The sequence below is a fragment of the Bacillus sp. FSL M8-0049 genome (assembly GCF_038593355.1).
Taxonomy (GTDB): domain Bacteria; phylum Bacillota; class Bacilli; order Bacillales; family Bacillaceae; genus Bacillus; species Bacillus safensis.
The window spans coordinates 3,294,103-3,316,061 of sequence record NZ_CP151986.1 but is presented as its reverse complement, the minus strand read 5'-3'; the positions used below and the strand labels follow the sequence as shown (position 1 = coordinate 3,316,061).

22 protein-coding genes are annotated in these 21,959 nt (G+C 42.9%); 20 read left to right on the top strand and 2 right to left on the bottom strand.

Going from position 1 to position 21,959, the window contains the following annotated elements:
- Window positions 1-75: 75 nt before the first annotated feature.
- From NSU13_RS17130 to pyrG, 7 genes are all read left to right on the top strand, one after another.
- On the top strand, window positions 76-1,269 hold the full coding sequence (locus NSU13_RS17130) for an acetyl-CoA C-acetyltransferase (RefSeq protein ID WP_342489662.1): 1,194 nt from the start codon (window positions 76-78) through the stop codon (window positions 1,267-1,269).
- Window positions 1,269-2,132 (top strand): 3-hydroxybutyryl-CoA dehydrogenase, encoded by an 864-nt coding sequence (locus NSU13_RS17125; protein WP_081124976.1) that lies wholly within the window; start codon window positions 1,269-1,271, stop codon window positions 2,130-2,132. Before NSU13_RS17130 ends, NSU13_RS17125 begins: the two co-directional genes overlap by 1 nt.
- A gap of 11 nt (window positions 2,133-2,143) precedes the next feature.
- Window positions 2,144-3,256, top strand: coding sequence for an acyl-CoA dehydrogenase family protein (locus tag NSU13_RS17120; protein ID WP_081124973.1), 1,113 nt, complete (start codon window positions 2,144-2,146; stop codon window positions 3,254-3,256).
- Window positions 3,257-3,272: 16 nt separating this feature from the next.
- Complete coding sequence (locus NSU13_RS17115; RefSeq protein ID WP_211043627.1) at window positions 3,273-4,415, top strand: acyl-CoA dehydrogenase; 1,143 nt, start codon at window positions 3,273-3,275, stop codon at window positions 4,413-4,415.
- 143 nt (window positions 4,416-4,558) lie between these two features.
- On the top strand, window positions 4,559-4,756 hold the full coding sequence (locus tag NSU13_RS17110) for a hypothetical protein (RefSeq protein WP_034281233.1): 198 nt from the start codon (window positions 4,559-4,561) through the stop codon (window positions 4,754-4,756).
- Between the two features lie 216 nt (window positions 4,757-4,972).
- Entirely contained in the window at window positions 4,973-5,512 is a 540-nt protein-coding gene (gene rpoE / locus NSU13_RS17105; RefSeq protein WP_034281231.1) for a DNA-directed RNA polymerase subunit delta, read from the top strand.
- Window positions 5,513-5,751: 239 nt separating this feature from the next.
- Window positions 5,752-7,359 (top strand): CTP synthase (glutamine hydrolyzing), encoded by a 1,608-nt coding sequence (pyrG, locus tag NSU13_RS17100; RefSeq protein WP_034281230.1) that lies wholly within the window; start codon window positions 5,752-5,754, stop codon window positions 7,357-7,359.
- 40 nt (window positions 7,360-7,399) lie between these two features.
- On the opposite strand, the gene NSU13_RS17095 is transcribed toward pyrG, so the two are convergent.
- On the bottom strand, window positions 7,400-7,930 hold the full coding sequence (locus NSU13_RS17095; protein ID WP_268481149.1) for a DUF2529 domain-containing protein: 531 nt from the start codon (window positions 7,928-7,930) through the stop codon (window positions 7,400-7,402).
- A 180-nt stretch (window positions 7,931-8,110) separates the two neighbouring features.
- On the opposite strand from NSU13_RS17095, the gene NSU13_RS17090 reads away from it, so the two are divergent.
- From NSU13_RS17090 to NSU13_RS17045, 10 genes are all read left to right on the top strand, one after another.
- The gene (locus tag NSU13_RS17090; protein WP_003214681.1) at window positions 8,111-8,485 is read left to right on the top strand and encodes a response regulator; all 375 of its coding nucleotides are present in this window, start codon (window positions 8,111-8,113) and stop codon (window positions 8,483-8,485) included.
- A 178-nt stretch (window positions 8,486-8,663) separates the two neighbouring features.
- Window positions 8,664-9,521, top strand: coding sequence for a class II fructose-bisphosphate aldolase (locus tag NSU13_RS17085; protein WP_024423748.1), 858 nt, complete (start codon window positions 8,664-8,666; stop codon window positions 9,519-9,521).
- A gap of 111 nt (window positions 9,522-9,632) precedes the next feature.
- On the top strand, window positions 9,633-10,271 hold the full coding sequence (gene fsa / locus NSU13_RS17080) for a fructose-6-phosphate aldolase (RefSeq protein ID WP_024426351.1): 639 nt from the start codon (window positions 9,633-9,635) through the stop codon (window positions 10,269-10,271).
- Between the two features lie 247 nt (window positions 10,272-10,518).
- Window positions 10,519-11,808, top strand: coding sequence for a UDP-N-acetylglucosamine 1-carboxyvinyltransferase (locus NSU13_RS17075; protein WP_024423746.1), 1,290 nt, complete (start codon window positions 10,519-10,521; stop codon window positions 11,806-11,808).
- A 32-nt stretch (window positions 11,809-11,840) separates the two neighbouring features.
- Window positions 11,841-12,806 carry a class II fructose-bisphosphatase gene (gene glpX, locus NSU13_RS17070; RefSeq protein WP_012011567.1) on the top strand — a complete coding sequence of 322 codons (966 nt, stop codon included), beginning with the start codon at window positions 11,841-11,843 and terminating at the stop codon, window positions 12,804-12,806.
- Window positions 12,807-13,171: 365 nt separating this feature from the next.
- On the top strand, window positions 13,172-14,455 hold the full coding sequence (gene rho / locus NSU13_RS17065) for a transcription termination factor Rho (RefSeq protein WP_008354975.1): 1,284 nt from the start codon (window positions 13,172-13,174) through the stop codon (window positions 14,453-14,455).
- 132 nt (window positions 14,456-14,587) lie between these two features.
- Window positions 14,588-14,788 (top strand): 50S ribosomal protein L31, encoded by a 201-nt coding sequence (gene rpmE / locus NSU13_RS17060; RefSeq protein ID WP_003215407.1) that lies wholly within the window; start codon window positions 14,588-14,590, stop codon window positions 14,786-14,788.
- Window positions 14,789-14,875: 87 nt separating this feature from the next.
- Window positions 14,876-15,478: a thymidine kinase gene (locus NSU13_RS17055; RefSeq protein WP_342489661.1), complete on the top strand. Its 603-nt coding sequence runs from the start codon at window positions 14,876-14,878 to the stop codon at window positions 15,476-15,478.
- 278 nt (window positions 15,479-15,756) lie between these two features.
- Window positions 15,757-17,457, top strand: a complete 1,701-nt coding sequence (gene malS / locus NSU13_RS17050; RefSeq protein WP_034281228.1) for an oxaloacetate-decarboxylating malate dehydrogenase — start codon at window positions 15,757-15,759, stop codon at window positions 17,455-17,457.
- Between the two features lie 91 nt (window positions 17,458-17,548).
- The gene (locus tag NSU13_RS17045; RefSeq protein WP_024423743.1) at window positions 17,549-18,505 is read left to right on the top strand and encodes an AEC family transporter; all 957 of its coding nucleotides are present in this window, start codon (window positions 17,549-17,551) and stop codon (window positions 18,503-18,505) included.
- Window positions 18,506-18,540: 35 nt separating this feature from the next.
- On the opposite strand, the gene racA is transcribed toward NSU13_RS17045, so the two are convergent.
- Window positions 18,541-19,089: a chromosome-anchoring protein RacA gene (racA, locus tag NSU13_RS17040; protein WP_268481147.1), complete on the bottom strand. Its 549-nt coding sequence runs from the start codon at window positions 19,087-19,089 to the stop codon at window positions 18,541-18,543.
- 210 nt (window positions 19,090-19,299) lie between these two features.
- On the opposite strand from racA, the gene prfA reads away from it, so the two are divergent.
- From prfA to NSU13_RS17025, 3 genes are all read left to right on the top strand, one after another.
- Complete coding sequence (prfA, locus tag NSU13_RS17035) at window positions 19,300-20,367, top strand: peptide chain release factor 1 (RefSeq protein ID WP_034281226.1); 1,068 nt, start codon at window positions 19,300-19,302, stop codon at window positions 20,365-20,367.
- Window positions 20,357-21,241 carry a peptide chain release factor N(5)-glutamine methyltransferase gene (gene prmC, locus NSU13_RS17030; RefSeq protein ID WP_268481145.1) on the top strand — a complete coding sequence of 295 codons (885 nt, stop codon included), beginning with the start codon at window positions 20,357-20,359 and terminating at the stop codon, window positions 21,239-21,241. The genes prfA and prmC overlap by 11 nt, the downstream gene beginning before the upstream one ends.
- Window positions 21,242-21,382: 141 nt before the next feature.
- Complete coding sequence (locus tag NSU13_RS17025) at window positions 21,383-21,862, top strand: hypothetical protein (RefSeq protein WP_326847872.1); 480 nt, start codon at window positions 21,383-21,385, stop codon at window positions 21,860-21,862.
- Window positions 21,863-21,959: the final 97 nt, after the last annotated feature.

The following is a 21,959-nucleotide window of genomic DNA, read 5'->3' as shown; positions in this document are numbered from 1 at the left end:
TCGGCTTATCCATGGCGCTGTTTCATCAGCTGCCTAAATCATATGTAAGCGGTAACAAACGGGGGAGGGGCATATATGAGTACGACGGTCATTGTATCTGGAGCAAGAACACCATTTGGGAAACTAGGCGGCGCTCTCAGTGGTTTGACTGCCGCAGAACTAGGCGGTATAGCGATCAAGGCTGCACTGGAAAGAGTTTCGGGTTCTCATGAAATAGATGAAGTCATCATGGGAAATGTTTTACAAGGAGGGCAAGGGCAGATTCCTTCAAGGCAAGCAGCAAGATATGCTGATCTTCCTTGGTCTGTTCCAACACAAACCATCAATAAAGTCTGTGCTTCAGGCATGCGCAGTGTGACCGCAGCAGATCAAATCATTCGAGCCGGAGATGCTGAGGTCATCGCAGCGGGCGGTATGGAATCCATGTCTCACGCTCCTTATCTGCTAAAAAAAGCGCGATGGGGCTACAAAATGGGTGATGGTGCAGTACAAGATGCGATGATTTTAGATGGATTGACCTGTTCGTTTACAGGCGTTCATATGGGTGAGTATGGAAGTATGGCTGCAAAGGAGCTCGACATCACGCGCGAAGAGCAGGATCTGTGGGCACTCAGAAGTCATGAACGGGCCATCGAAGCGCAAAAAAACGGCTTTTTTCAACATGAAATCGCCCCCGTCACCGTCAAAACAAAAACGGGAGAACGGCTGATTACAGAAGATGAATCTCCGCGGCGTGATACGTCATATGAACGGCTGTCAAAGCTCATGCCTGTTTTTGATCAGAAGGGCACCATCACCGCTGGAAATGCACCAGGTGTCAATGATGGCGCAAGTGCGCTTCTTTTAATGAAAGACACGTATGCTGCACGGCATGACGTAAAGCCAATGGCAGTCGTTCTCGGTCATGCTCAGGTTGCTGTAGAGGCAAAGGATTTTCCGAAAACACCAGCCTTTGCCATCGAGAAGCTTTTAAAGAAAACAGGAAAGCGCCTAGAGGATATTGATTTGTTTGAAATCAATGAGGCCTTTTCAGCTGTGGCTCTGGCATGTGAAAAAATAACTGGGATCGACCGGCGGAAAATGAATATCAACGGAGGGGCTGTCGCGCTCGGTCATCCGATTGGGGCAAGCGGAACACGCGTGATATTGACATTGATTCATGCATTAAGACAAAGAGGCGGAGGCATTGGCATTGCGGCGATTTGCAGCGGAGGCGGTCAAGGAGACGCCATCATGATAAAGGTAGATGAAAAGGGAGGCGTTTATTGATGAGTATAGAAGAGACCGTTATGGTCGTTGGGGCTGGTCAAATGGGATCAGGCATTGCCCAAGTGTTTGCTCAGTCAGGCTATACAGTCCTGATCCATGATGTATCAGAAAAGCAGATTCATCGAGCGATCTCCTCCATGACCAAACAACTGACGAAGCGGGCAGAAAAAGGAAAGCTGGCACATCAGGCAGTCCGAGATATTACGCAGCGGCTTGCCGTTTCCACAGATTTAAAAGACGTACAGCAGGCTCATTTAGTCATAGAAGCCGCATCAGAACAAATGAGTGTGAAAAAACAAATCTTTGAAACACTTGATCAATTTGCAGAGGCGGAGGCCATATTTGCGTCAAACACGTCTTCCTTGTCGATCACAGAATTAGCAGCTGTGACGAGCAGACCGGAGAAAGTGATTGGCATGCATTTTATGAATCCGGTTCCTGTCATGAAACTGGTTGAAGTCATTCGAGCGCTGCAAACGAGTGATGACACATATCAAGTTGTTTATGAAACAGCGAAGACATTAAACAAAACCCCAATTGAAGTGGAAGACTTCCCAGGGTTTGTATCAAACCGCATATTGATGCCAATGATCAATGAAGCCATTTACACCCTGTATGAAGGCGTAGCAGATGCAGAAAGCATTGATGGCGTGATGACACTTGGGATGAATCATCCAATGGGGCCGCTTCGTCTAGCTGATTTCATCGGACTGGATACATGTTTATTTATTATGAATACCCTTCACGAGGGACTTGGAGACAGCAAATATCGACCTTGTCCTCTTTTAAAAAAATACGTGAATGCAGGCTGGCTGGGCAAAAAGACAAAGAGAGGTTTTTACACATACCACGACCACTCATAGGGGGAGTCAAGATGGATGTTTTGCTTACGGATCAACAGCGTCTCTGGAGAGAACAGACAGCAGAATTTGCACGCCAGCATATATTCCCTGAAGTAGAAGCCATGGAACAAGGCCGGTTTCCAAACACCCTTTTAAGTGAAATGGGGCGGCAAGGCTATCTAGGGATTCCAATACCAGCTTCGTATCAAGGCTTAGGAGCAGATTTTACAACGTATATCATTGCAATCCATGAATTATCGAAAGTGAGTGCGACCATCGGTGTCATTGTGTCCGTTCATACATCTGTTGTGACGATGCCTATTTTGACTTTTGGAACGAAGGAACAAAAAGAAACTTATGTCCCGCCGCTTGCATCCGGGAAGAAGCTGGGCGCCTTTTGTCTGACTGAACCAAAGGCAGGATCAGATGCCTCCAGTATTCAGTTAAGAGCAGAGCGGATGGGCGGCGATTATGTATTAAATGGGACGAAAATCTTTATCACAAGCGGCGGAGAAGCAGAACTGTATCTTGTCTTTGCGGTGACCGATCCGGCTTCTGCGAGAAAAAATATATCGGCGTTCATTGTCGAGAAAGATACGCCGGGATTTACGATTGGAAAAGATGAGAAAAAGATGGGACTGCACGGTTCAAAAACAGTCACGCTTCATTTTGATGGCGTGCGGATTCCAAAAGATCAGCTGCTCGGTGCAGAAGGAGAGGGCTTTCAAATTGCCATGTCCAGCTTAAATGCAGGGAGAATCGGAATTGCGGCTCAAAGCCTTGGCATTGCAGAAGCCGCATTAACCGAGGCAGTGGTCTATTTAAAGCAGCATCCAGCAGGTCTTGAAACAACCATTCGGCTGGGCGATTTGGCGGCGAAGCTTGAGGCGGCAAAACTGCTCGTCTATCAAGCGGCTTCTTTCAAAGAGGCCAATCGTCCGGTCACAAAGGAAGCATCAATGGCAAAGCTATTTGCGTCAAAAACGGCGGTGGAGATCAGTACAGAAGCGATCCATTTGCTAGGCATGGATGGTTATACGAATCGCTATCAAGCAGAACGTTACTTTCGTGATGCGAAAATTTGTGAAATCTATGAAGGAACAAGTGAAATTCAAAGGCTGGTCATCTGTAAACAGCTAATATGAAACGAGGTGGCTCACGATGCAGTTCCAATTAAGTGATGAACATGAAATGATTCAAAAAATGGTGAGAGACTTTGCGAAAAATGAAGTGGAGCCAACAGCAGCAGAACGAGACGAAACAGAGACATATGATCCATCTATTTTTCGCAAAATGGCGGAGCTCGGTTTAACGGGTATCCCTTGGCCGGAAGACGTGGGCGGAATCGGCAGTGACTATTTAGCCTACGTCATAGCAGTTGAGGAGCTTTCAAGAGTGTGCGCCTCTACAGGCGTCACCCTGTCCGCTCATACATCTCTTGCTTCATGGCCAATCTATACATTCGGAACAAAGGAACAAAAAGAGAAATACTTAAAGCCCCTTGCAACAGGGCAGAAGATAGGAGCATACGCGCTCACTGAGAGCGGTTCTGGTTCAGATGCCGGCGGAATGAAGACAACGGCCGTCAAGGCAGGCAGTGAATATGTCCTGAACGGGGCGAAAATTTTTATTACAAATGGAGGCATTGCAGATTATTATATTGTGTTTGCCGTCACAGACCAAGAAGCTTCGTCTCGAAATACAACTGCTTTTATTGTAGAAAAAGAGACACCTGGTTTTTCTGTTGGCAAAAAGGAAAGCAAACTGGGCATACGTTCATCGCCAACAACTGAAATTCGATTTGAAGATTGCCGAATTCATGAAAGGAACCGGCTCGGTCTAGAAGGAGAAGGGTTCAAAATAGCCATGATGACACTCGATGGCGGCAGAAACGGCATTGCTGCACAGGCGGTTGGGATTGCGCAAGGTGCTCTTGATGCGGCGGTTGATTATGCCAAGGAGCGTAAACAATTTGGCAAACCAATCATTCAGCAGCAAGGGATCGCCTTTAAACTGGCTGATATGGCAACAGCGATTGAAGCATCAAGGCTGCTTACTTACCAGGCGGCATGGCTCGAAACGAAAGGCCTCCCGTATGGGAAGGAATCAGCCATGTCCAAGCTCTTTGCTGGTGATACAGCGATGAAGGTGACGACAGAGGCGGTTCAAATCTTCGGCGGGTACGGCTACACAAAGGATTACCCAGTCGAACGATACATGCGTGATGCGAAAATCACTCAAATTTATGAAGGAACTCAGGAAATCCAGCGCCTGGTCATCTCAAGGAAACTGCTAGATATGTAGAAAACAAGCATAGACCGCCTGAACGTGAGGCGGTCTGTTTTCGTTCGTCATGCAGTTTTCAAACGTAAGCGTATTGTTAATGTTCATCCATATCATCATGTTATGTTAAAATTAGGGAAAATATCAATATGGAGGTTATGATGATGAACTCAACATTTATGGGCATTTTGGCAATCGTCACGATGGTGATCTGGATCATGGTGTCCGCGGAGCTTTCGAAATCTCCAAAAAAGCAGGAAGAAAAAGAAAACAGCCGGAGAAAACTAATCGTACTCATGTCTGCTGGAATGTTATTCACGATTCCTGTCGTTGTCTCACTCATTCAGAACATCCCATTTTAAAACAGACGAGAAAAAACTGAACGACAAAAAGCATGCCGTACCCACTCTAGGTGCTCCCCGTGAGAAAAATCAAAAATTAACATCAATAAAGGTGGCATAAACTCCCCCAATTTGTTTATAATGAGAGGTATGGTTTGTCGTAAGAATAAGGTATAAATACTTATTATTTCACTGATAAATGGATACATACATGTAATAGAAAGGGAGTGTCTGACCTTGAGTTTGAAAGAATACTCACAGGAACAGCTCAAACAAATGTCTTTAGTTGAACTTGCTTATGAAATTTTCAGAGACAGCAAAACACCAATTACGTTTTCCGAGTTAATAGATGAAATTATCCGTTTGCAAGGAATACAAAAATCCGATCTTGATGATCGACTTGCTCAATTTTATACAGACTTAAATATAGATGGCCGCTTTATTTCGTTAGGTGATCAGAGATGGGGACTTCGCAGCTGGTATCCAGTTGATCAAATCGAAGAAGAAGTTCAGCCAGCTGTGAAAACAAAAGCGAAAAAGAAAAAATCAAAAGCAGCTGTCGTTGAAGACGACTTCGATGAGATCGAAGAGGAAGAAGAAATCGACGAGCTTGAAGAAGACCTTGACCTTGTTGAAGACGACGATGATCTCGACCTAGACGATGATGAAGAAATTGAAGAAGATCTTGAAGACTTCGACGAAGATGACGATGAAGATGATGACGGCTTAACGGAGATTGATGAAGACGATTTAGACGATGATGAGGAAGACAAATAACCCTCTCAAACCGGTCTTCAAAACAGGACAAAACCGTCTTGACTTTCGAGAGCGAACTATGTAGTATGTATTTTGGGCTCTCTAAAAAAGAGTACGTAAAGATACGTTCATTTACGCTCCCTTTCATTTATTTGAAAGGGAGCTTTCTTATTTTTCAAGAGATTTAGGGATACACTCTAAAAAGGATGAAGCTGTGCATGTCTAGACATGCAAGGGTAAAAAAGAGAGGAGCATACGAAATGACAAAGTATATTTTTGTAACAGGAGGAGTTGTTTCCTCACTTGGAAAAGGAATCACGGCTGCATCGTTAGGCCGCCTTCTGAAAAATAGAGGGATGGATGTCACCATTCAAAAATTCGATCCATACATCAACGTAGACCCAGGGACAATGAGTCCATACCAGCACGGTGAAGTTTTTGTCACAGATGATGGTGCTGAAACAGACCTTGACTTAGGTCACTACGAGCGTTTCATTGATATTAACTTAAATAAGTACAGCAACGTCACAACTGGTAAAATCTACTCTACTGTTCTGAAGAAAGAGCGCCGCGGTGACTACTTAGGTGGAACAGTACAGGTCATTCCCCACATTACAAATGAAATCAAAGACCGTGTGTACCGTGCCGGAAAAGAAACGGGTGCAGATGTGGTCATTACAGAAATCGGCGGAACAGTAGGAGATATCGAATCCCTTCCATTCCTTGAAGCCATTCGTCAAATGAAGAGTGACATCGGCCGTGAAAACGTGATGTACATTCATTGTACCCTTGTTCCTTACATCCGTGCAGCAGGTGAATTGAAAACAAAACCAACACAGCATAGTGTGAAAGAACTTCGCAGTCTTGGTATTCAGCCAAATGTCATTGTGGTCAGAACGGAAATGCCATTGGCACAAGATATGAAGGACAAAATTGCGCTATTTTGTGATATTGATACAAAAGCTGTTATCGAATGTCAGGATGCAGACACGCTATACTCCATTCCGCTTGATTTACAAAAACAAGGGCTGGACAAGCTAGTATGTGAACATATGAAACTTGACTGCCAAGATGCGGACATGACGGAGTGGACAGCGCTTGTTGATAAAGTGCAAAACCTTTCGAAACAAGTCACAATTGGTCTTGTAGGGAAGTATGTTGAGCTGCAAGATGCTTATATTTCTGTCGTTGAATCACTTCGTCATGCTGGTTATGCGTTTGATGCAGATGTTCAAATTAAATGGATCAATGCAGAAGAAGTGACAGCAGAGAATATCGCTGATTTCGTACAAGATGTGGACGGCATTATTGTTCCTGGAGGCTTCGGAGACCGCGGAGTAGAAGGGAAAATCATTGCTACACAATATGCCCGTGAAAACAAAGTGCCATTCTTCGGAATCTGCTTAGGAATGCAAGTGGCATCTATCGAATACGCGAGAAACGTATTAGGCCTTGAGGGAGCTCATTCAGCGGAAATTGACCCTGAAACAGCATTCCCAATCATTGACCTTCTTCCAGAACAGAAGGATGTAGATGATTTAGGCGGAACACTTCGTCTCGGTCTATACCCTTGTAAATTAAATGAAGACTCAAAAGCATTTGCTGCATACAATGACGAAGTGGTCTACGAACGCCACCGCCATCGCTACGAGTTTAATAACGAATACAGACAGCAAATGGAAGCAGCAGGCTTTGTCTTCTCTGGTACAAGCCCAGATGGACGTCTTGTTGAAATTATCGAGCTGAAGGATCACCCTTGGTTCCTTGCTTCTCAGTTCCACCCAGAATTCGTTTCAAGACCGACAAGACCACAGCCATTATTTAGAGATTTCGTTGGTGCTTCACTTCAAGCATCTGAATCAAAATAAAACAAAAAACTGCCGGGAATATCACTTCTCGGCAGTTTTTTTATTCATATTCCTCGACGATTTCCTTCACAGTAAACGATAGAGCGTGGTAGACGTATAAGCAGGTCATTAAAGCAGGATAACCAAACCTTGTCCCATCTTCAGCGGGCACAAGCGGTTTCTTGAGCTGGAAATCAATGTGGACATCACAATGCTCTTCAATCGTAGACGGCTCCTTTTGTGCCGGCCCTACACCAACAACGGGCGTACCTTGTTCGTGCAGTTCTTTTGCAAGAGATTGAATTTCTTGATCTTCTGGGTCTGAATAAAATAGCAGCACCCTGTCACTTGAGTGAAGTAAGCTGCGCTCCTTTTGATCGAGCGGCAGCACCTTCGCACCGGGAAACGGCTCCTTGCTTTCAGATGCCTCTAGGGCGACAGCAGCCAGTTCATTCTTTCCGTGAAAATAAACGGCATGTCCACTGACAACAGCCTGTGCAAGAAGGCGTGCACCGTCCTCAATCGCTTCAGCCTGTTTTTCTCCAATACGTGAAAAAATACCTGATAACTGGGTCGTAAAAATTTTTAACAAGACTCATTTCCTCCTTCGGTCAGATCATTTTATAATAGAATATAAAGAGAATATTAGGAAAAATGCTCAGAAAATGTCGTAAAGTAAACTATTATAATTAAAGGAAATGTGAAAATCAAACAGAATTATTTAACAACAGCTCTTTTTATGGCGAAAAATGAAAGCAATGGGGTGTAACAGATGAATGAGAAAATTTTAATTGTCGATGATCAGTACGGTATTAGAATATTATTGAATGAAGTGTTTCATAAAGAAGGCTATCAAACCTTCCAAGCTGCCAATGGACTACAGGCATTAGATATTGTGAAAAACCATAGACCGAACCTTGTCCTGCTTGATATGAAAATCCCCGGAATGGATGGTATCGAAATTTTAAAACGGATGAAATTAATTGATGAAGACATCCGTGTCATCATTATGACAGCCTATGGCGAGTTAGATATGATCCAAGAATCCAAAGAACTCGGTGCATTGACGCACTTCGCTAAACCTTTTGATATTGATGAAATCCGAGATGCTGTCAAAGAATACCTGCCGCTTGAAACAAATGGCTAGATGGAAATGATTGAATCGAGTCATTCTGTTGCCGATTTGTCGAATAATTGGTATCCTAGAAAGGAAGAAGAAAGCGATCTGACTTTGAAAGTTTACATATGGCGAGAAATTCTGGTCATGCTAGGGTGGAGAGCTTTTTTTAGCAAGCAAATTAGCTACATAGGGAGGATTTTTCATCATGCCTTTAGTTTCAATGACAGAAATGTTGAAAGACGCAAAGGAAAAAGGTTACGCTGTTGGACAGTTTAACTTAAATAACTTAGAATTCACGCAAGCGATTTTACAAGCTGCTGAAGAAGAGAAATCTCCTGTTATCTTAGGAGTATCTGAAGGAGCAGGACGCTACATGGGCGGCTTCAAAACAGTTGTCGCAATGGTTAAAGCGTTAATCGAAGAATATAATGTAACAGTTCCTGTTGCGATTCATTTAGATCACGGTTCAAGCTTTGAATCTTGTGCAAAAGCGATTCATGCAGGATTTACTTCTGTCATGATCGATGCTTCTCACCACCCATTCGATGAGAATGTGGAAACAACTGCGAAAGTCGTTGAACTTGCACATTTCCATGGTGTGTCTGTAGAAGCTGAACTTGGAACTGTTGGTGGGCAAGAAGATGACGTCATCGCTGAAGGCGTTATTTATGCTGATCCAAAAGAGTGCCAAGAGCTTGTAGAACGCACTGGTATTGACTGCCTTGCACCTGCATTAGGTTCAGTACATGGTCCGTACAAAGGTGAACCAAACCTTGGTTTCGCTGAGATGGAAGAAATTGGTAAAACAACTGGTCTTCCACTTGTTCTTCACGGCGGAACAGGTATCCCAACTGCTGACATCAAGCGTGCAATTTCACTTGGTACAGCAAAAATCAATGTCAACACTGAAAACCAAATTGCTTCTGCGAAAGCAGTACGCGAAACACTTGCTGCAAAAACAGAAGAGTATGATCCACGTAAATATCTTGGACCAGCTCGTGACGCAATTAAAGCGACTGTTATCGGCAAAATGCGCGAATTTGGTTCTTCTAACCAAGCATAATTTGATGAGAACCGAAAGCCGCCTGAGTCACAGGCGGTTTTCTCCATATCTTGAGAAAGCGCAATCAAATTTACATTTCAGACAATTTATTGATAGGAGAGTGGCACAGTTATGTTATTTTTCGTAGATACAGCGAATATTGAAGACATCAAAGAGGCGCACGAGCTTGGCATTTTAGCAGGCGTCACAACAAACCCTAGTTTAGTAGCGAAAGAAAAGGACGTATCATTCCACGACCGCCTTCGCGAAATCACTGACGTGGTATCAGGTTCTGTCAGTGCAGAAGTGATTTCCCTAAAAGCAGAGGAAATGATTGAAGAAGGAAAAGAGCTTGCTGCCATCGCACCAAATATTACGGTCAAAATTCCAATGACTACAGATGGCCTTAAAGCTGTCAAAGCATTAACAGACCTTGGAATTAAAACAAACGTCACATTGATTTTTAGTGCAAATCAGGCACTTCTTGCAGCTAGAGCTGGTGCGACGTATGTCTCTCCATTCCTTGGCCGCTTAGATGACATTGGCCAAAATGGTCTTGATCTCATCAGCGAAGTGAAAACTATTTTTGATGTTCATGGATTAGATACACAAATCATTGCTGCATCCATTCGTCATCCGCAGCATGTGACAGAAGCTGCGCTTAGAGGAGCTCATATCGGCACAATGCCGCTGAAAGTCATCAAGCAGCTGACGAAACACCCATTAACGGATGCAGGCATTGAGCAATTTTTAGCAGACTGGAATAAATAAGTGATTGTGGCAGGCGGGATCGTCTCTCGTTTGCCATAGTTTTCCTTATAAACGCTAAGAAATGTTTTGTGCAAAGAAGAGAACATCACAGCCTCGCAAAGCTTCGATTATTTTTCTTCCGACAAATTTCGTTTAACCTGTATTCTTTCTCTTGATATTGGCTAAATTTTGGACAAGACCTTTTAAAGCGCGACATCCACAAACAGTATAACTCCAACAGTGATCTTCTTTAAGAAGGGAGACAAATATGGAAAAGTTAAACATTGCCGGCGGTGATCCCTTGCGCGGGACCGTACATATTAGTGGTGCGAAAAATAGTGCTGTAGCACTGATTCCTGCCACGATTCTTGCTGATTCTCCAGTAACCATTGAAGGCCTTCCGCATATATCAGATATCGACACATTGCGAGATCTGTTAGAAGAAATTGGCGGAAAGGTCACTTTTGAAAAAGGTGAAATGGTTGTTAATCCTGTTTCCATGATTAGTATGCCGCTTCCTAATGGAAAAGTGAAGAAACTGCGTGCATCCTATTATTTAATGGGCGCCATGCTGGGCAGATTTAAGCAGGCTGTCATCGGACTGCCAGGAGGGTGCCACTTAGGGCCTAGGCCGATCGATCAGCATATCAAAGGGTTTGAAGCACTTGGAGCCGAGGTGACAAACGAGCAGGGTGCAATTTATTTGCGTGCTGAAAAATTAGTCGGAGCCCGGATTTATCTTGATGTTGTCAGTGTAGGTGCGACGATCAACATCATGCTGGCAGCCGTACTGGCTGAAGGGAAAACCGTGATTGAAAATGCTGCAAAGGAACCCGAAATTATTGATGTAGCGACACTGCTTGCAAGCATGGGGGCCAAAATCAAAGGTGCGGGTACCGATGTCATTCGAATCGAAGGTGTAGAATCTCTTCATGGCTGTAAGCATTCAATCATCCCTGACCGCATCGAAGCAGGAACATTTTTAATAGCTGGTGCAGCGATGGGGGATGAAGTTGTACTTGATAATGTGATCCCAACTCATTTAGAATCAATTACGGCGAAACTTAGAGAAATGGGGTTCACCATTGAAACGAGCAACGATCAGATGCTGATCGTTGGCAGAAACGAAGGACTCAAGCCTGTCGATATCAAAACCCTTGTGTATCCGGGCTTTCCGACTGACCTTCAGCAGCCGATGACGGCGCTGTTAACAAAAGCGAAAGGCACGAGTGTGGTCACAGATACGATCTACTCAGCACGCTTTAAGCACATTGACGAATTGCGCCGAATGGGTGCAAACATGAAGGTCGAAGGAAGATCTGCTATTATTACCGGACAAACGCAGCTCCAAGGAGCAAAGGTCAAAGCAAGTGATCTGCGTGCAGGCGCTTGTCTTGTTGTCGCAGGGTTAATGGCAGACGGTGTGACCGAAATCACAGGGCTTGAACATATAGACAGAGGATATAGTTTGCTTGAGAAGAAGCTTGAAGGCTTGGGTGCAACCATCTGGCGTGAAAAGCTGAATGACCAAGAAATAGAAGAACTTCAAAATTCATAAGGCTTTGACTGTGAGAGGAGATTTGGACAAAAATGGAAAGAAGTTTATCGATGGAACTAGTACGGGTGACAGAAGCAGCTGCATTAAAATCTGCCCGTTGGATGGGAAGAGGATTAAAAGACGAAGCGGATGATGCTGCAACAAGTGCAATGCGTGATGTATTTGACACCATTCCGATGAAGGGGACAGTGGTCATTGGCGAAGGAGAAATGGACGAAGCACCAATGCTTTATATTGGGGAAAAGCTTGGGAACGGATATGGACCTCGCGTGGATGTCGCTGTTGATCCATTAGAAGGAACAAACATTGTGGCAAGCGGCGGCTGGAATGCCTTAGCTGTCATTGCGGTTGCAGATCATGGCAATCTGCTGAATGCACCTGATATGTACATGGATAAGATCGCAGTAGGTCCAGAAGCGGTAGGCTGCATCGACATTGAAGCGCCTGTCATTGATAATCTTCGAGCTGTTGCAAAAGCAAAAAACAAAGATATTGAAGATGTGGTTGCAACGATTTTAAACAGAGATCGACATGAGAAAATTATTGCTGAACTGAGAGAAGCAGGAGCAAGAATTAAACTGATCGACGATGGTGACGTTGCAGGAGCCATTAATACAGCATTTGATCACACAGGTGTTGATATTCTATTTGGTTCAGGCGGAGCGCCTGAGGGTGTCCTTTCTGCTGTTGCGTTAAAGGCACTTGGTGGCGAAATTCATGGTAAGCTTCTTCCTCAAAGTGAAGAAGAACTCAGACGCTGTGAGAAAATGGGGCTGGATGTTGGGAAAGTCCTCAGAATGGAAGATCTCGTAAAAGGAGATGACGCCATTTTTGCAGCGACAGGTGTAACGGACGGCGAATTGCTTAAAGGTGTTCAATTCAAAGGCTCTGTTGGAACAACACATAGTGTTGTCATGCGTGCGAAATCAGGTACGGTTCGTTTCGTAGACGGCAGACACAGCTTAAAGAAAAAACCGAATCTTGTCATTCGTCCGTAATCTGAAAGCGGGTATTCATTACCCGCTTTTCATATAGGTGTCAAATGTATATCATTTTCTTTTAAAAGTTGAATATTCTCTGCAAATGAGGTAAAACTAAAGAGTGCTGCGAAATTTTCTGCGAATTTACTTCTTTTAAGCTTCAACAAGTTTAAATACTGCCGCATCATGACGATATACTCATTATCCTTCTCTATGTTGACAAAGCTCTATTTCACATTGTTCCTATCTTTCACGATAAAACGAGTGGGAGCGTTACCATCAGAGCGAGGTCATTCCAACAACAACGGAATTAAAAGCTAATCAAATACAATGGTCATGCATTTGTAAAGAAATACATTGACTAGAAAAGTGTGGTGTCCATATTGAAAGATGTTTCGATTTCATCTTTGGAAAATATGAAATTAAAAGAGCTGTATGAGTTAGCAAAGCGATACAAAATCTCTTATTACAGCAAACTAACAAAAAAAGAATTAATTTTTGCCATCTTAAAGGCGAACGCTGAGCAAGAGGATCTCTTATTTATGGAAGGGGTTCTTGAAATTATTCAGTCTGAGGGATTTGGTTTCTTAAGACCGATTAACTACTCCCCAAGTTCTGAAGACATTTATATTTCAGCTTCACAAATCAGACGCTTTGATTTACGAAATGGAGATAAAGTGTCTGGAAAGGTAAGACCTCCAAAAGAAAATGAACGCTACTATGGCCTCCTTCATGTAGAAGCGGTAAATGGGGACGACCCAGAATCAGCAAAGGAACGTGTTCACTTTCCTGCACTCACACCGCTATTTCCTGACCGCCAAATGATTCTTGAAACACAGCCTAATCACCTGTCTACTAGAATTATGGACATGATGGCGCCAGTTGGATTTGGACAGCGTGGTTTAATCGTTGCACCGCCTAAGGCTGGAAAAACCATTTTGCTTAAAGAAATTGCCAACAGCATTTCTGAAAATCACCCAGAGGCAGAGCTGATTGTCCTTTTGATTGACGAACGCCCAGAAGAAGTAACAGATATCGAACGTTCTGTTGCAGGGGATGTTGTTAGTTCAACCTTTGACGAAGTACCGGAAAACCACATTAAAGTAGCAGAGCTTGTCTTAGAGCGTGCTATGCGTCTTGTTGAACATAAGAAAGATGTCATCATCTTAATGGACAGCATCACAAGGCTTGCTCGTGCTTACAACCTTGTGATTCCGCCAAGCGGCCGAACGCTTTCAGGCGGTATTGATCCTGCGGCTTTTCATCGTCCAAAACGCTTCTTTGGTGCTGCGCGTAACATTGAAGAAGGCGGAAGCTTGACGATTTTAGCCACTGCACTTGTTGATACAGGATCACGTATGGATGACGTGATTTATGAGGAGTTTAAAGGAACTGGAAACATGGAGCTTCATTTGGACCGTTCTTTGGCCGAAAGAAGAATTTTCCCTGCGATCGACATTCGCCGTTCTGGTACGAGAAAAGAAGAACTGCTTGTGCCAAAAGAGCATCTTGATCGTTTATGGGCGATGAGAAAATCGATGTCAGATACACCTGACTTCGCTGAAAAGTTCATGCGCAAAATGAGAAAAACAAAGACAAACCAAGAATTTTTCGATATTTTAACGCAAGAATGGAAACAAGCCAATATGTCTGCATCAAGAAGATAGCTTCCCTGAAAAAATACATTTGCAATCATAGACTCACACTGTTATAATTTTATCATGTGCGTTTCAGAATTTATTTCTGAGATATTAACTCTGTTTCCGAATTGGATTCAGGGCGGAAGGAGATGACAGTAGATGAAAACAGGAATTCATCCTAACTACAAAAAAGCTACAGTCAAATGCGCTTGTGGAAATGAGTTTGAAACTGGATCAGTAAAAGAAGAGGTACGCATCGAGATTTGCTCTGAGTGCCATCCTTTCTATACAGGCCGTCAAAAATTCGCTTCTGCTGATGGACGTGTTGACCGCTTTAACAAAAAATACGGTCTTAAGTAATAATAGATACAATAAACAGGCAGGAATCCGTTCTTGCCTGTTTTTTTACGTGGATTGATGGAACTTTAAAACGGGGGAGAAGACCTTATGTATGTGATGAAACAAAGCGGTTGGCTTGAAGTCATCTGCGGCAGTATGTTTTCTGGAAAGTCGGAAGAATTGATTCGGAGAGCCAAAAGGGCCACCTTTGCCAAACAAGAAGTAAAAATATTCAAACCAGCAATTGATAACCGATATAGTACAAGCTCAGTTGTGTCACATAACGGTTCATCATTAGATGGGATTGCAGTAGCCTCACCATTAGACATAATAACGCACATATCAGAAAGAACCGATGTCATTGGCATTGATGAGGTGCAATTTTTTGATGAGACAATCATTGACATTGTCACTCAATTGGCTGACCAAGGCTACCGAGTCATTGTTGCAGGCCTGGATCAAGACTTCAGAGGAGAGCCATTTGGTGTTGTTCCGCATTTAATGGCATGTGCAGAGCTTGTAACAAAACTTCAAGCAGTTTGTTCGGTATGCGGCTCCCCAGCGAGTAGAACACAACGCTTGATCGACGGTAAACCCGCATCCTATGATGATCCTATTATTTTAGTAGGTGCGCAGGAATCATACGAAGCACGATGCAGACATCACCATGAAGTACCAAGACTTGATGTTGGTACAACACTTGACAAATAAAAAATAGCAAATGCCGCTGTGTTTCGTTTTTCGAGATTTTGGCTGAACACCCATCATTTGTACTTAAATAAATTAAATAACACTACGATTAAATTATCTAATTTTCAACGCTTGCGTTTTGTCATAAGCAGGCATAAAATGACTAACTGTAGTGTAAAGCATTTAAACGAAAAGTTCGATTTCTTGTCATAATTTTTTTGATTAAGGATTTTTCTCCTTAATCGTTCTTTGGATTAATAGTTCACTTTATTTATATTTTAGAAAGAGGGTAGTTTTTGATGAACAACGTGAAGAAAACAAAAGAAGGGTACCTCGAAACCACTTTGACAGGTAAAGATGTATTATCGATTCCAACGTTGAACAAAGGCGTTGCTTTCTCTGAAGAAGAAAGACAAGAGCTTGGACTAGAAGGCTTACTACCTCCAACGGTTCTAACTTTAGAACAGCAAGCAGAAAGAGCGTACAAGCAGTTTCTAGCTCAGCCGGATCGTCTTCGTCAAAACGTATACTTAAGTGATTTGCAAAACCGTAACGAAGTATTGTTCTACAAGCTTCTAACAGAAAAGCTTCGTGAAATGCTTCCGGTTGTGTACACACCAACTGTTGGTGAAGCGATCCAAGAATACAGCCATGAATACAGAAGACCTCATGGTGTCTATCTTTCAATCGATGACATTGACGGAATCGAGAAAGCATTTGAAAACTTACACGCAACTGCTGGAGATATTGACCTCATCGTTGCAACTGACTCTGAGAGTATTCTTGGAATTGGTGACTGGGGTGTTGGTGGTATCAATATCGCAATCGGTAAATTAGCTGTTTACACGGCTGCAGCAGGTATTGATCCTAGCCGCGTGATTCCAGTTGTATTAGATGTTGGAACAAACAATGAAAAATTATTGAATGATCCATTATACATCGGGAACCATCACAAACGTGTACAAGGTGAAAAATACGAAGAATTCATTGATGCTTATGTGAAAGCAGCACTTAAATTCTTCCCGAAAGCATTGCTTCACTGGGAAGACCTTGGAAACAAAAATGCGCGTAACATCATGAAAAAATACAACGATAACATCTTAACGTTCAACGATGATATTCAAGGTACTGGTGCCATTACTTTAGCGGGTGTTCTTGCAGCTGTCAAGAAAACTGGTACTGAATTGAAAGATCACCGTGTTGTCATCTTCGGAGCTGGATCAGCTGGTATCGGAATTGCAGATCAAATGCGTGACACAATGGTTCTTGAAGGTCTAACAGAAGAAGAAGCAAACAATGCATTCTGGACATTAGACTACAGAGGATTGCTAACAGATCAATTTGAAGATGAAGTACTTGATTTCCAAAAACCATACCTTCGTACTTCTGATGAAGTAGAAGGCTGGGCACGCGATGAAAAAGGACAAATCTCATTTGCTGAAACTGTTCGCAGGGTGAAGCCGACGATCCTTATCGGTACATCAGGTCAAGGCGGCGCATTCACTGAAGAAATCATTAAAGAAATGGCAGCTCATACAGAGCGTCCAGTGATCATGCCAATGTCTAACCCAACACCGCTTGCTGAAGCTGTGCCAGAGGATCTATTCAAATGGACTGACGGCCGTGCGCTTGTTGCAACAGGAAGCCCGTTCGAAAACGTTGAGTATAACGGAATTGAACATGAAATCGGACAATCAAACAATGCGTTCGTTTTCCCTGGACTTGGTCTTGGTTCAATCGTAACAGAATCAAAAATCATCACAAAAGGCATGTTCGTTGCTTCTGCGAATGCAATTGCTGAAATGGTTGATCATGAGAAACCAGGTGCTGGTCTTCTTCCAAGTATTGATAAATTGCAAGAAGTGTCAATTCATGTGGCTGTTGAAGTAGCGAAAGCAGCAATTAAAGATGGTGTCGCTAGAAGAACACCTGATAACATCGAACAAGCTGTGAAAGACGCAATGTGGATTCCTGAATATAAAAAAATTGTAAGAGCATAATAAAATGTGTAACGCGGCATTGCTTCGGGTAATTTAAGCAATGCCGCAATAAAAAAAGAAACACGTAAAGGATTTAAGGAGGAAGAGTAAGGTGGACTTTTTAAATATTTTGATCCTCCTAGCACCGATTTTTTTCGTTATCGCGCTGGGTTGGTTCGCAGGGAACTTCGGCAGCTATGACGCTAAATCTGCAAAAGGTGTAAGTACACTTGTTACAAAGTATGCTTTACCAGCGCACTTTATCGCCAGTATTCTGTCAACACCAAAAGATAAATTCTATAGTCAAATTCCATTTTTCGTTGCATTGATTTTCGGAATTGTTGGTTTTTATATCATTATCCTTTTAGTTACAAAATTTGCTTTTAAATATGATTTAACAGATTCTTCTGTTTTCTCATTAAACTCAGCACAACCGACCTTTGCATTTATGGGGATTCCGGTCTTGGGCAGTTTATTTGGGGCTCAAGAAGTCGCAATTCCGATTGCGATTACCGGAATAGTTGTAAATGCATTGCTTGATCCAATTGCTATTATTGTGTCAACTGTCGGTGAAAAAACAAAAGGAAAAGCCAAAGAAGGCGAAAGTTTCCTAAAAATGACGACAAAAGCAATTTTGCACGGTTTATCAGAGCCGCTTGCACTTGCGCCGTTAGCCAGTATCATTCTTGTTCTTTTAGGATTTAAACTTCCTGCAATCGGACATGAAATGTTGGAGGAAATTGGCAGCGTTACATCAGGGGTTGCGCTATTCGCAGTCGGTGTCACTGTTGGTATCCGAAAAATTAAATTAAGCTTGCCAGCCTTCAGTATTGCATTGCTAAAAGTAGCTGTACAACCATTACTTATGTATTTCATTGCCGTTCTTATGGGTCTTTCGGCTGATGAAATTACAAAAGCTGTATTGCTTGTTGCCTTCCCAGGTTCAGCTGTTGCAGCGATGATCGCAACACGATTTGAAAAACAAGAGGCGGAAACTGCATCCGCATTTGTGATCAGTGCCATCATGTCACTCATCACATTACCGATCATTATTGCACTTACCGTATAATATAGTAGAAAGGCTGCCTATCGAGGCAGCCTTTCTTAACGAAATGAATGAAACAGAGGGAAGAGTACACGCTTTTTTTTGATGTCAGGGTGTGCGATTTCCTTTTTTTCTTCTACTTGTGATGGTTGTTTCAAGGCTGCGGTGAGGCGGTCAAATTTAGTGGATAAATCTTCAATTTCTCTGCGGTGCTGAAGCAGCTGATACGATACACCTTCATCTGCTTTTTTAGCCAATTTCCGTTCAAGCTCTTGCAGGCGGTCTTCTACATTATTGACGTGTAATTGCTGCTGAATAAGCTCTTTCACCTGTTTTTCTAATGCTTCAATCCGTTGTATGGAGACATCAGTTTGGGCAGCAGGTGCTGATTGACGGACGGTTTCCTTATGGATTGGCAGTTGAATGTCTTGGAGGATTACACCTTCACTCATCTGGTGTTTGACCTCTTTGAGCAGCTGTACAATGTCTTCATGAAATTCATAATGTCCAAGTTCATTCCGGGCGACAGGGATGTTGAGCTGTTTGACCCAACGCTGAATCGTCTTTGAAGAAACACCAATTTCCTTTGCAACCTCATTTGTATTCAAACCAAATGCCCTCCCTTTTTTCAATTACAAGTACCATTCTCTTTAAGGAGGACCTGTTCCTTCACGTTAGACAAAACAAGTAACCAATCGCCAAAGATCGTGTTTTCTAGCGAAAAATTGCAGGAAATCAATTGTTTTGGAAATTTTTTTGACTGTCATACCCCGCTATACTATAATTAGACTGTTACGCACAAAACAGAGGTGAAGACCATGTTAGACCGTTTAAAATCAATTGAAGAACGCTATGAAAAGCTAAATGAATATTTAAGTGACCCTGAAGTGGTGAACGACCCTACGAAGCTTCGTGAATATTCAAAGGAGCAATCCGATATTCAAGAAACTGTTGAGGTATATAGACAATATCGTGCGGCATACGACCAGCTGAATGACGCGAAAGCAATGCTGGAAGAGAAGCTGGATGCCGAGATGCGCGACATGGTCAAAGAAGAAATTTCAGAGCTCACAGAGGAAACGGAACGTTTAGAAGACGAGCTGAAAATCTTGCTGATCCCGAAAGATCCGAATGACAACAAAAACGTTATTGTGGAGGTTCGTGGTGCAGCGGGTGGAGAAGAAGCTGCTCTTTTTGCCGGAAACCTTTACCGCATGTACAGTCGTTATGCTGAAATGCAAGGCTGGAAAACGGAAGTGATGGAAGCGAGTGTCACAGGCACAGGCGGTTATAAAGAGATTATCTTTATGATCAGCGGGAAAGGCGCATACTCCAAACTGAAATTTGAAAACGGCGCACACCGCGTGCAGCGTGTTCCGGAAACGGAATCAGGCGGACGAATTCATACATCAACAGCGACAGTTGCTGTATTGCCTGAGGCTGAAGAAGTAGAAATTGATATCCATGAAAAAGACATCCGTGTAGATACTTTCACATCTAGCGGACCTGGCGGACAAAGTGTCAATACGACCATGTCTGCAGTTCGATTAACTCACCTTCCAACAGGTGTGGTTGTATCCTGTCAGGATGAGAAGTCGCAAATCAAAAACAAAGAAAAAGCCATGAAAGTACTGCGTGCGAGAATTTATGATAAATTCCAGCGTGAAGCACAGGCTGAATATGATCAAACGCGTAAATCTGCGGTTGGAACAGGGGATCGTTCAGAGCGTATCCGTACGTACAACTTCCCGCAAAACCGTGTAACAGATCACCGTATCGGGTTGACGATTCAAAAGCTTGATCAAATTTTAGAAGGAAAACTTGACGAGGTCATTGATGCATTAATTATGGAAGACCAAGCAAGAAAGCTTCAAAATGCAAAATAAAGAGCGAACAATTTTTGAAGCCCTTAAATGGGCTTCTTCTTTGTTAACGGAAGCTGGAAGAGACCAAAATGCAGCAGAGCTTCTTTTGATGCATGTACTTGGCTGGAGCAGAAGTGAGCTTCTTGCACGTTTTCATGATTCGCTGCCTGAGGAGCAAGATCACCTGTTCAGCAAATTTGTGACGCAGCACAAGGCTGGTGTTCCTATTCAGCATTTAACGGGAGTTGAATTCTTTTACGGACGTCCTTTCGAGGTGAACAAGCATGTTCTCATCCCTCGTCCTGAAACGGAAGAAGTTGTTTTGGCAGCGCTCCATTTAGTAGGTGACGTTTTCCCGCCCGATCAGCCGCTCAAAGCAGTTGACGTTGGCACAGGAAGCGGGGCTATTGCGATTACGCTGGCTCTTGAAAAAAAATCACTATCTGTCACAGCGACTGATATCTCGCAAGAAGCACTTGCGGTAGCAAAACGGAATCAACAAGCGCTCGGTGCAGACGTTCATTTTTTACATGGGGATTTACTTGAACCTGTTATAGCTCAAGGCATGAAAGTGGACGTATTTATTTCCAATCCACCCTACATTGCGGCGGAAGAAATGGACAGTTTGTCTGAGGTTGTGACAAAGCATGAGCCGGCGAATGCGCTGACGGACGGACGTGATGGCTTGTGGTTTTATCAGCGTCTCGTTCATGATCTTCCTAGCGTGCTGAGAGAGCAGGCAGTTGTTGTCTTTGAAATTGGACATACGCAAGGTCAAGATGTCACAGCGCTTCTTGAGCAGGCATTTCCTAAAGCGGATGTCTGCATCGTCAAAGATATTAACGGAAAAGATCGAGCTGTTTGCGCACACATTCAAAACGGAAAGTCCGGCTGAAGAAAGCCGGACTATTTTATTATGTAAAGATGAAACTTATGGTAAAAGAGAAACGTATATATAGAAGAATGAACATTCTGATCATGATTTTTTACATAAATTTGTTTTGAAGGAGCGAATGGTGTGAACAAAAGGTATGCGATGGTGTTGGTCATCGTCAGTGTACTATTGATTGTGAGTGCTTGTGGTAAACCGAGCTTTAAAAAAGAGGCAGCAGCATTTGGAGAAAGCTATAAAAAAGCACAATACACAGTGAATCGAACGGATGACCTATTTGACATGAAAGAGAAGCTGAAGGTTTATTTAACCGAACATGAATATCAAGAATATACACAAGACAGCATGTTCCCGAGCATATTAGAAGCGGCAAAGGATCAAGATTGTCAAATCAAGCTGAAGAAAATTACGTTTACGCCTTCAGATGAAAGCGATGACAGAATTGAATTTAACTATGAAATGGTGATCCAATTTATCGATCAAAAAGGAAAAGTCAAAAAAGAAATCGAGAAAAAAGGAGCCATGACTGTCATCAAAACAGAATCTGGTTTAAAAATCAGCCGAGATTGGGATGGGAGACTATACCCTTCTGACTACCAATCCTCACTCAAAAGTCGTTCTTAATGAGAACGGCTTTTTTGTTTTTGACTCATAATCTATTAAAAAAATCATGTTGACTGTTTATGAGATGGGTTTCCTGGACACAATGTTTGTAGCGAAG

Coding starts and splice junctions, on each gene's coding strand:
- NSU13_RS17115 (WP_211043627.1), top strand. CDS start 3,273: ATGCAGTTCCAATTAAGTGATGAACATGAAATGATTCAAAAAATGGTG.
- NSU13_RS17075 (WP_024423746.1), top strand. CDS start 10,519: ATGGAAAAGTTAAACATTGCCGGCGGTGATCCCTTGCGCGGGACCGTA.
- prmC (WP_268481145.1), top strand. CDS start 20,357: ATGCAAAATAAAGAGCGAACAATTTTTGAAGCCCTTAAATGGGCTTCT.
- rpmE (WP_003215407.1), top strand. CDS start 14,588: ATGAAAACAGGAATTCATCCTAACTACAAAAAAGCTACAGTCAAATGC.
- pyrG (WP_034281230.1), top strand. CDS start 5,752: ATGACAAAGTATATTTTTGTAACAGGAGGAGTTGTTTCCTCACTTGGA.
- NSU13_RS17025 (WP_326847872.1), top strand. CDS start 21,383: ATGGTGTTGGTCATCGTCAGTGTACTATTGATTGTGAGTGCTTGTGGT.
- NSU13_RS17125 (WP_081124976.1), top strand. CDS start 1,269: ATGAGTATAGAAGAGACCGTTATGGTCGTTGGGGCTGGTCAAATGGGA.
- NSU13_RS17110 (WP_034281233.1), top strand. CDS start 4,559: ATGAACTCAACATTTATGGGCATTTTGGCAATCGTCACGATGGTGATC.
- NSU13_RS17120 (WP_081124973.1), top strand. CDS start 2,144: ATGGATGTTTTGCTTACGGATCAACAGCGTCTCTGGAGAGAACAGACA.
- prfA (WP_034281226.1), top strand. CDS start 19,300: ATGTTAGACCGTTTAAAATCAATTGAAGAACGCTATGAAAAGCTAAAT.
- NSU13_RS17085 (WP_024423748.1), top strand. CDS start 8,664: ATGCCTTTAGTTTCAATGACAGAAATGTTGAAAGACGCAAAGGAAAAA.
- glpX (WP_012011567.1), top strand. CDS start 11,841: ATGGAAAGAAGTTTATCGATGGAACTAGTACGGGTGACAGAAGCAGCT.
- malS (WP_034281228.1), top strand. CDS start 15,757: ATGAACAACGTGAAGAAAACAAAAGAAGGGTACCTCGAAACCACTTTG.
- NSU13_RS17130 (WP_342489662.1), top strand. CDS start 76: ATGAGTACGACGGTCATTGTATCTGGAGCAAGAACACCATTTGGGAAA.
- fsa (WP_024426351.1), top strand. CDS start 9,633: ATGTTATTTTTCGTAGATACAGCGAATATTGAAGACATCAAAGAGGCG.
- NSU13_RS17090 (WP_003214681.1), top strand. CDS start 8,111: ATGAATGAGAAAATTTTAATTGTCGATGATCAGTACGGTATTAGAATA.
- NSU13_RS17055 (WP_342489661.1), top strand. CDS start 14,876: ATGTATGTGATGAAACAAAGCGGTTGGCTTGAAGTCATCTGCGGCAGT.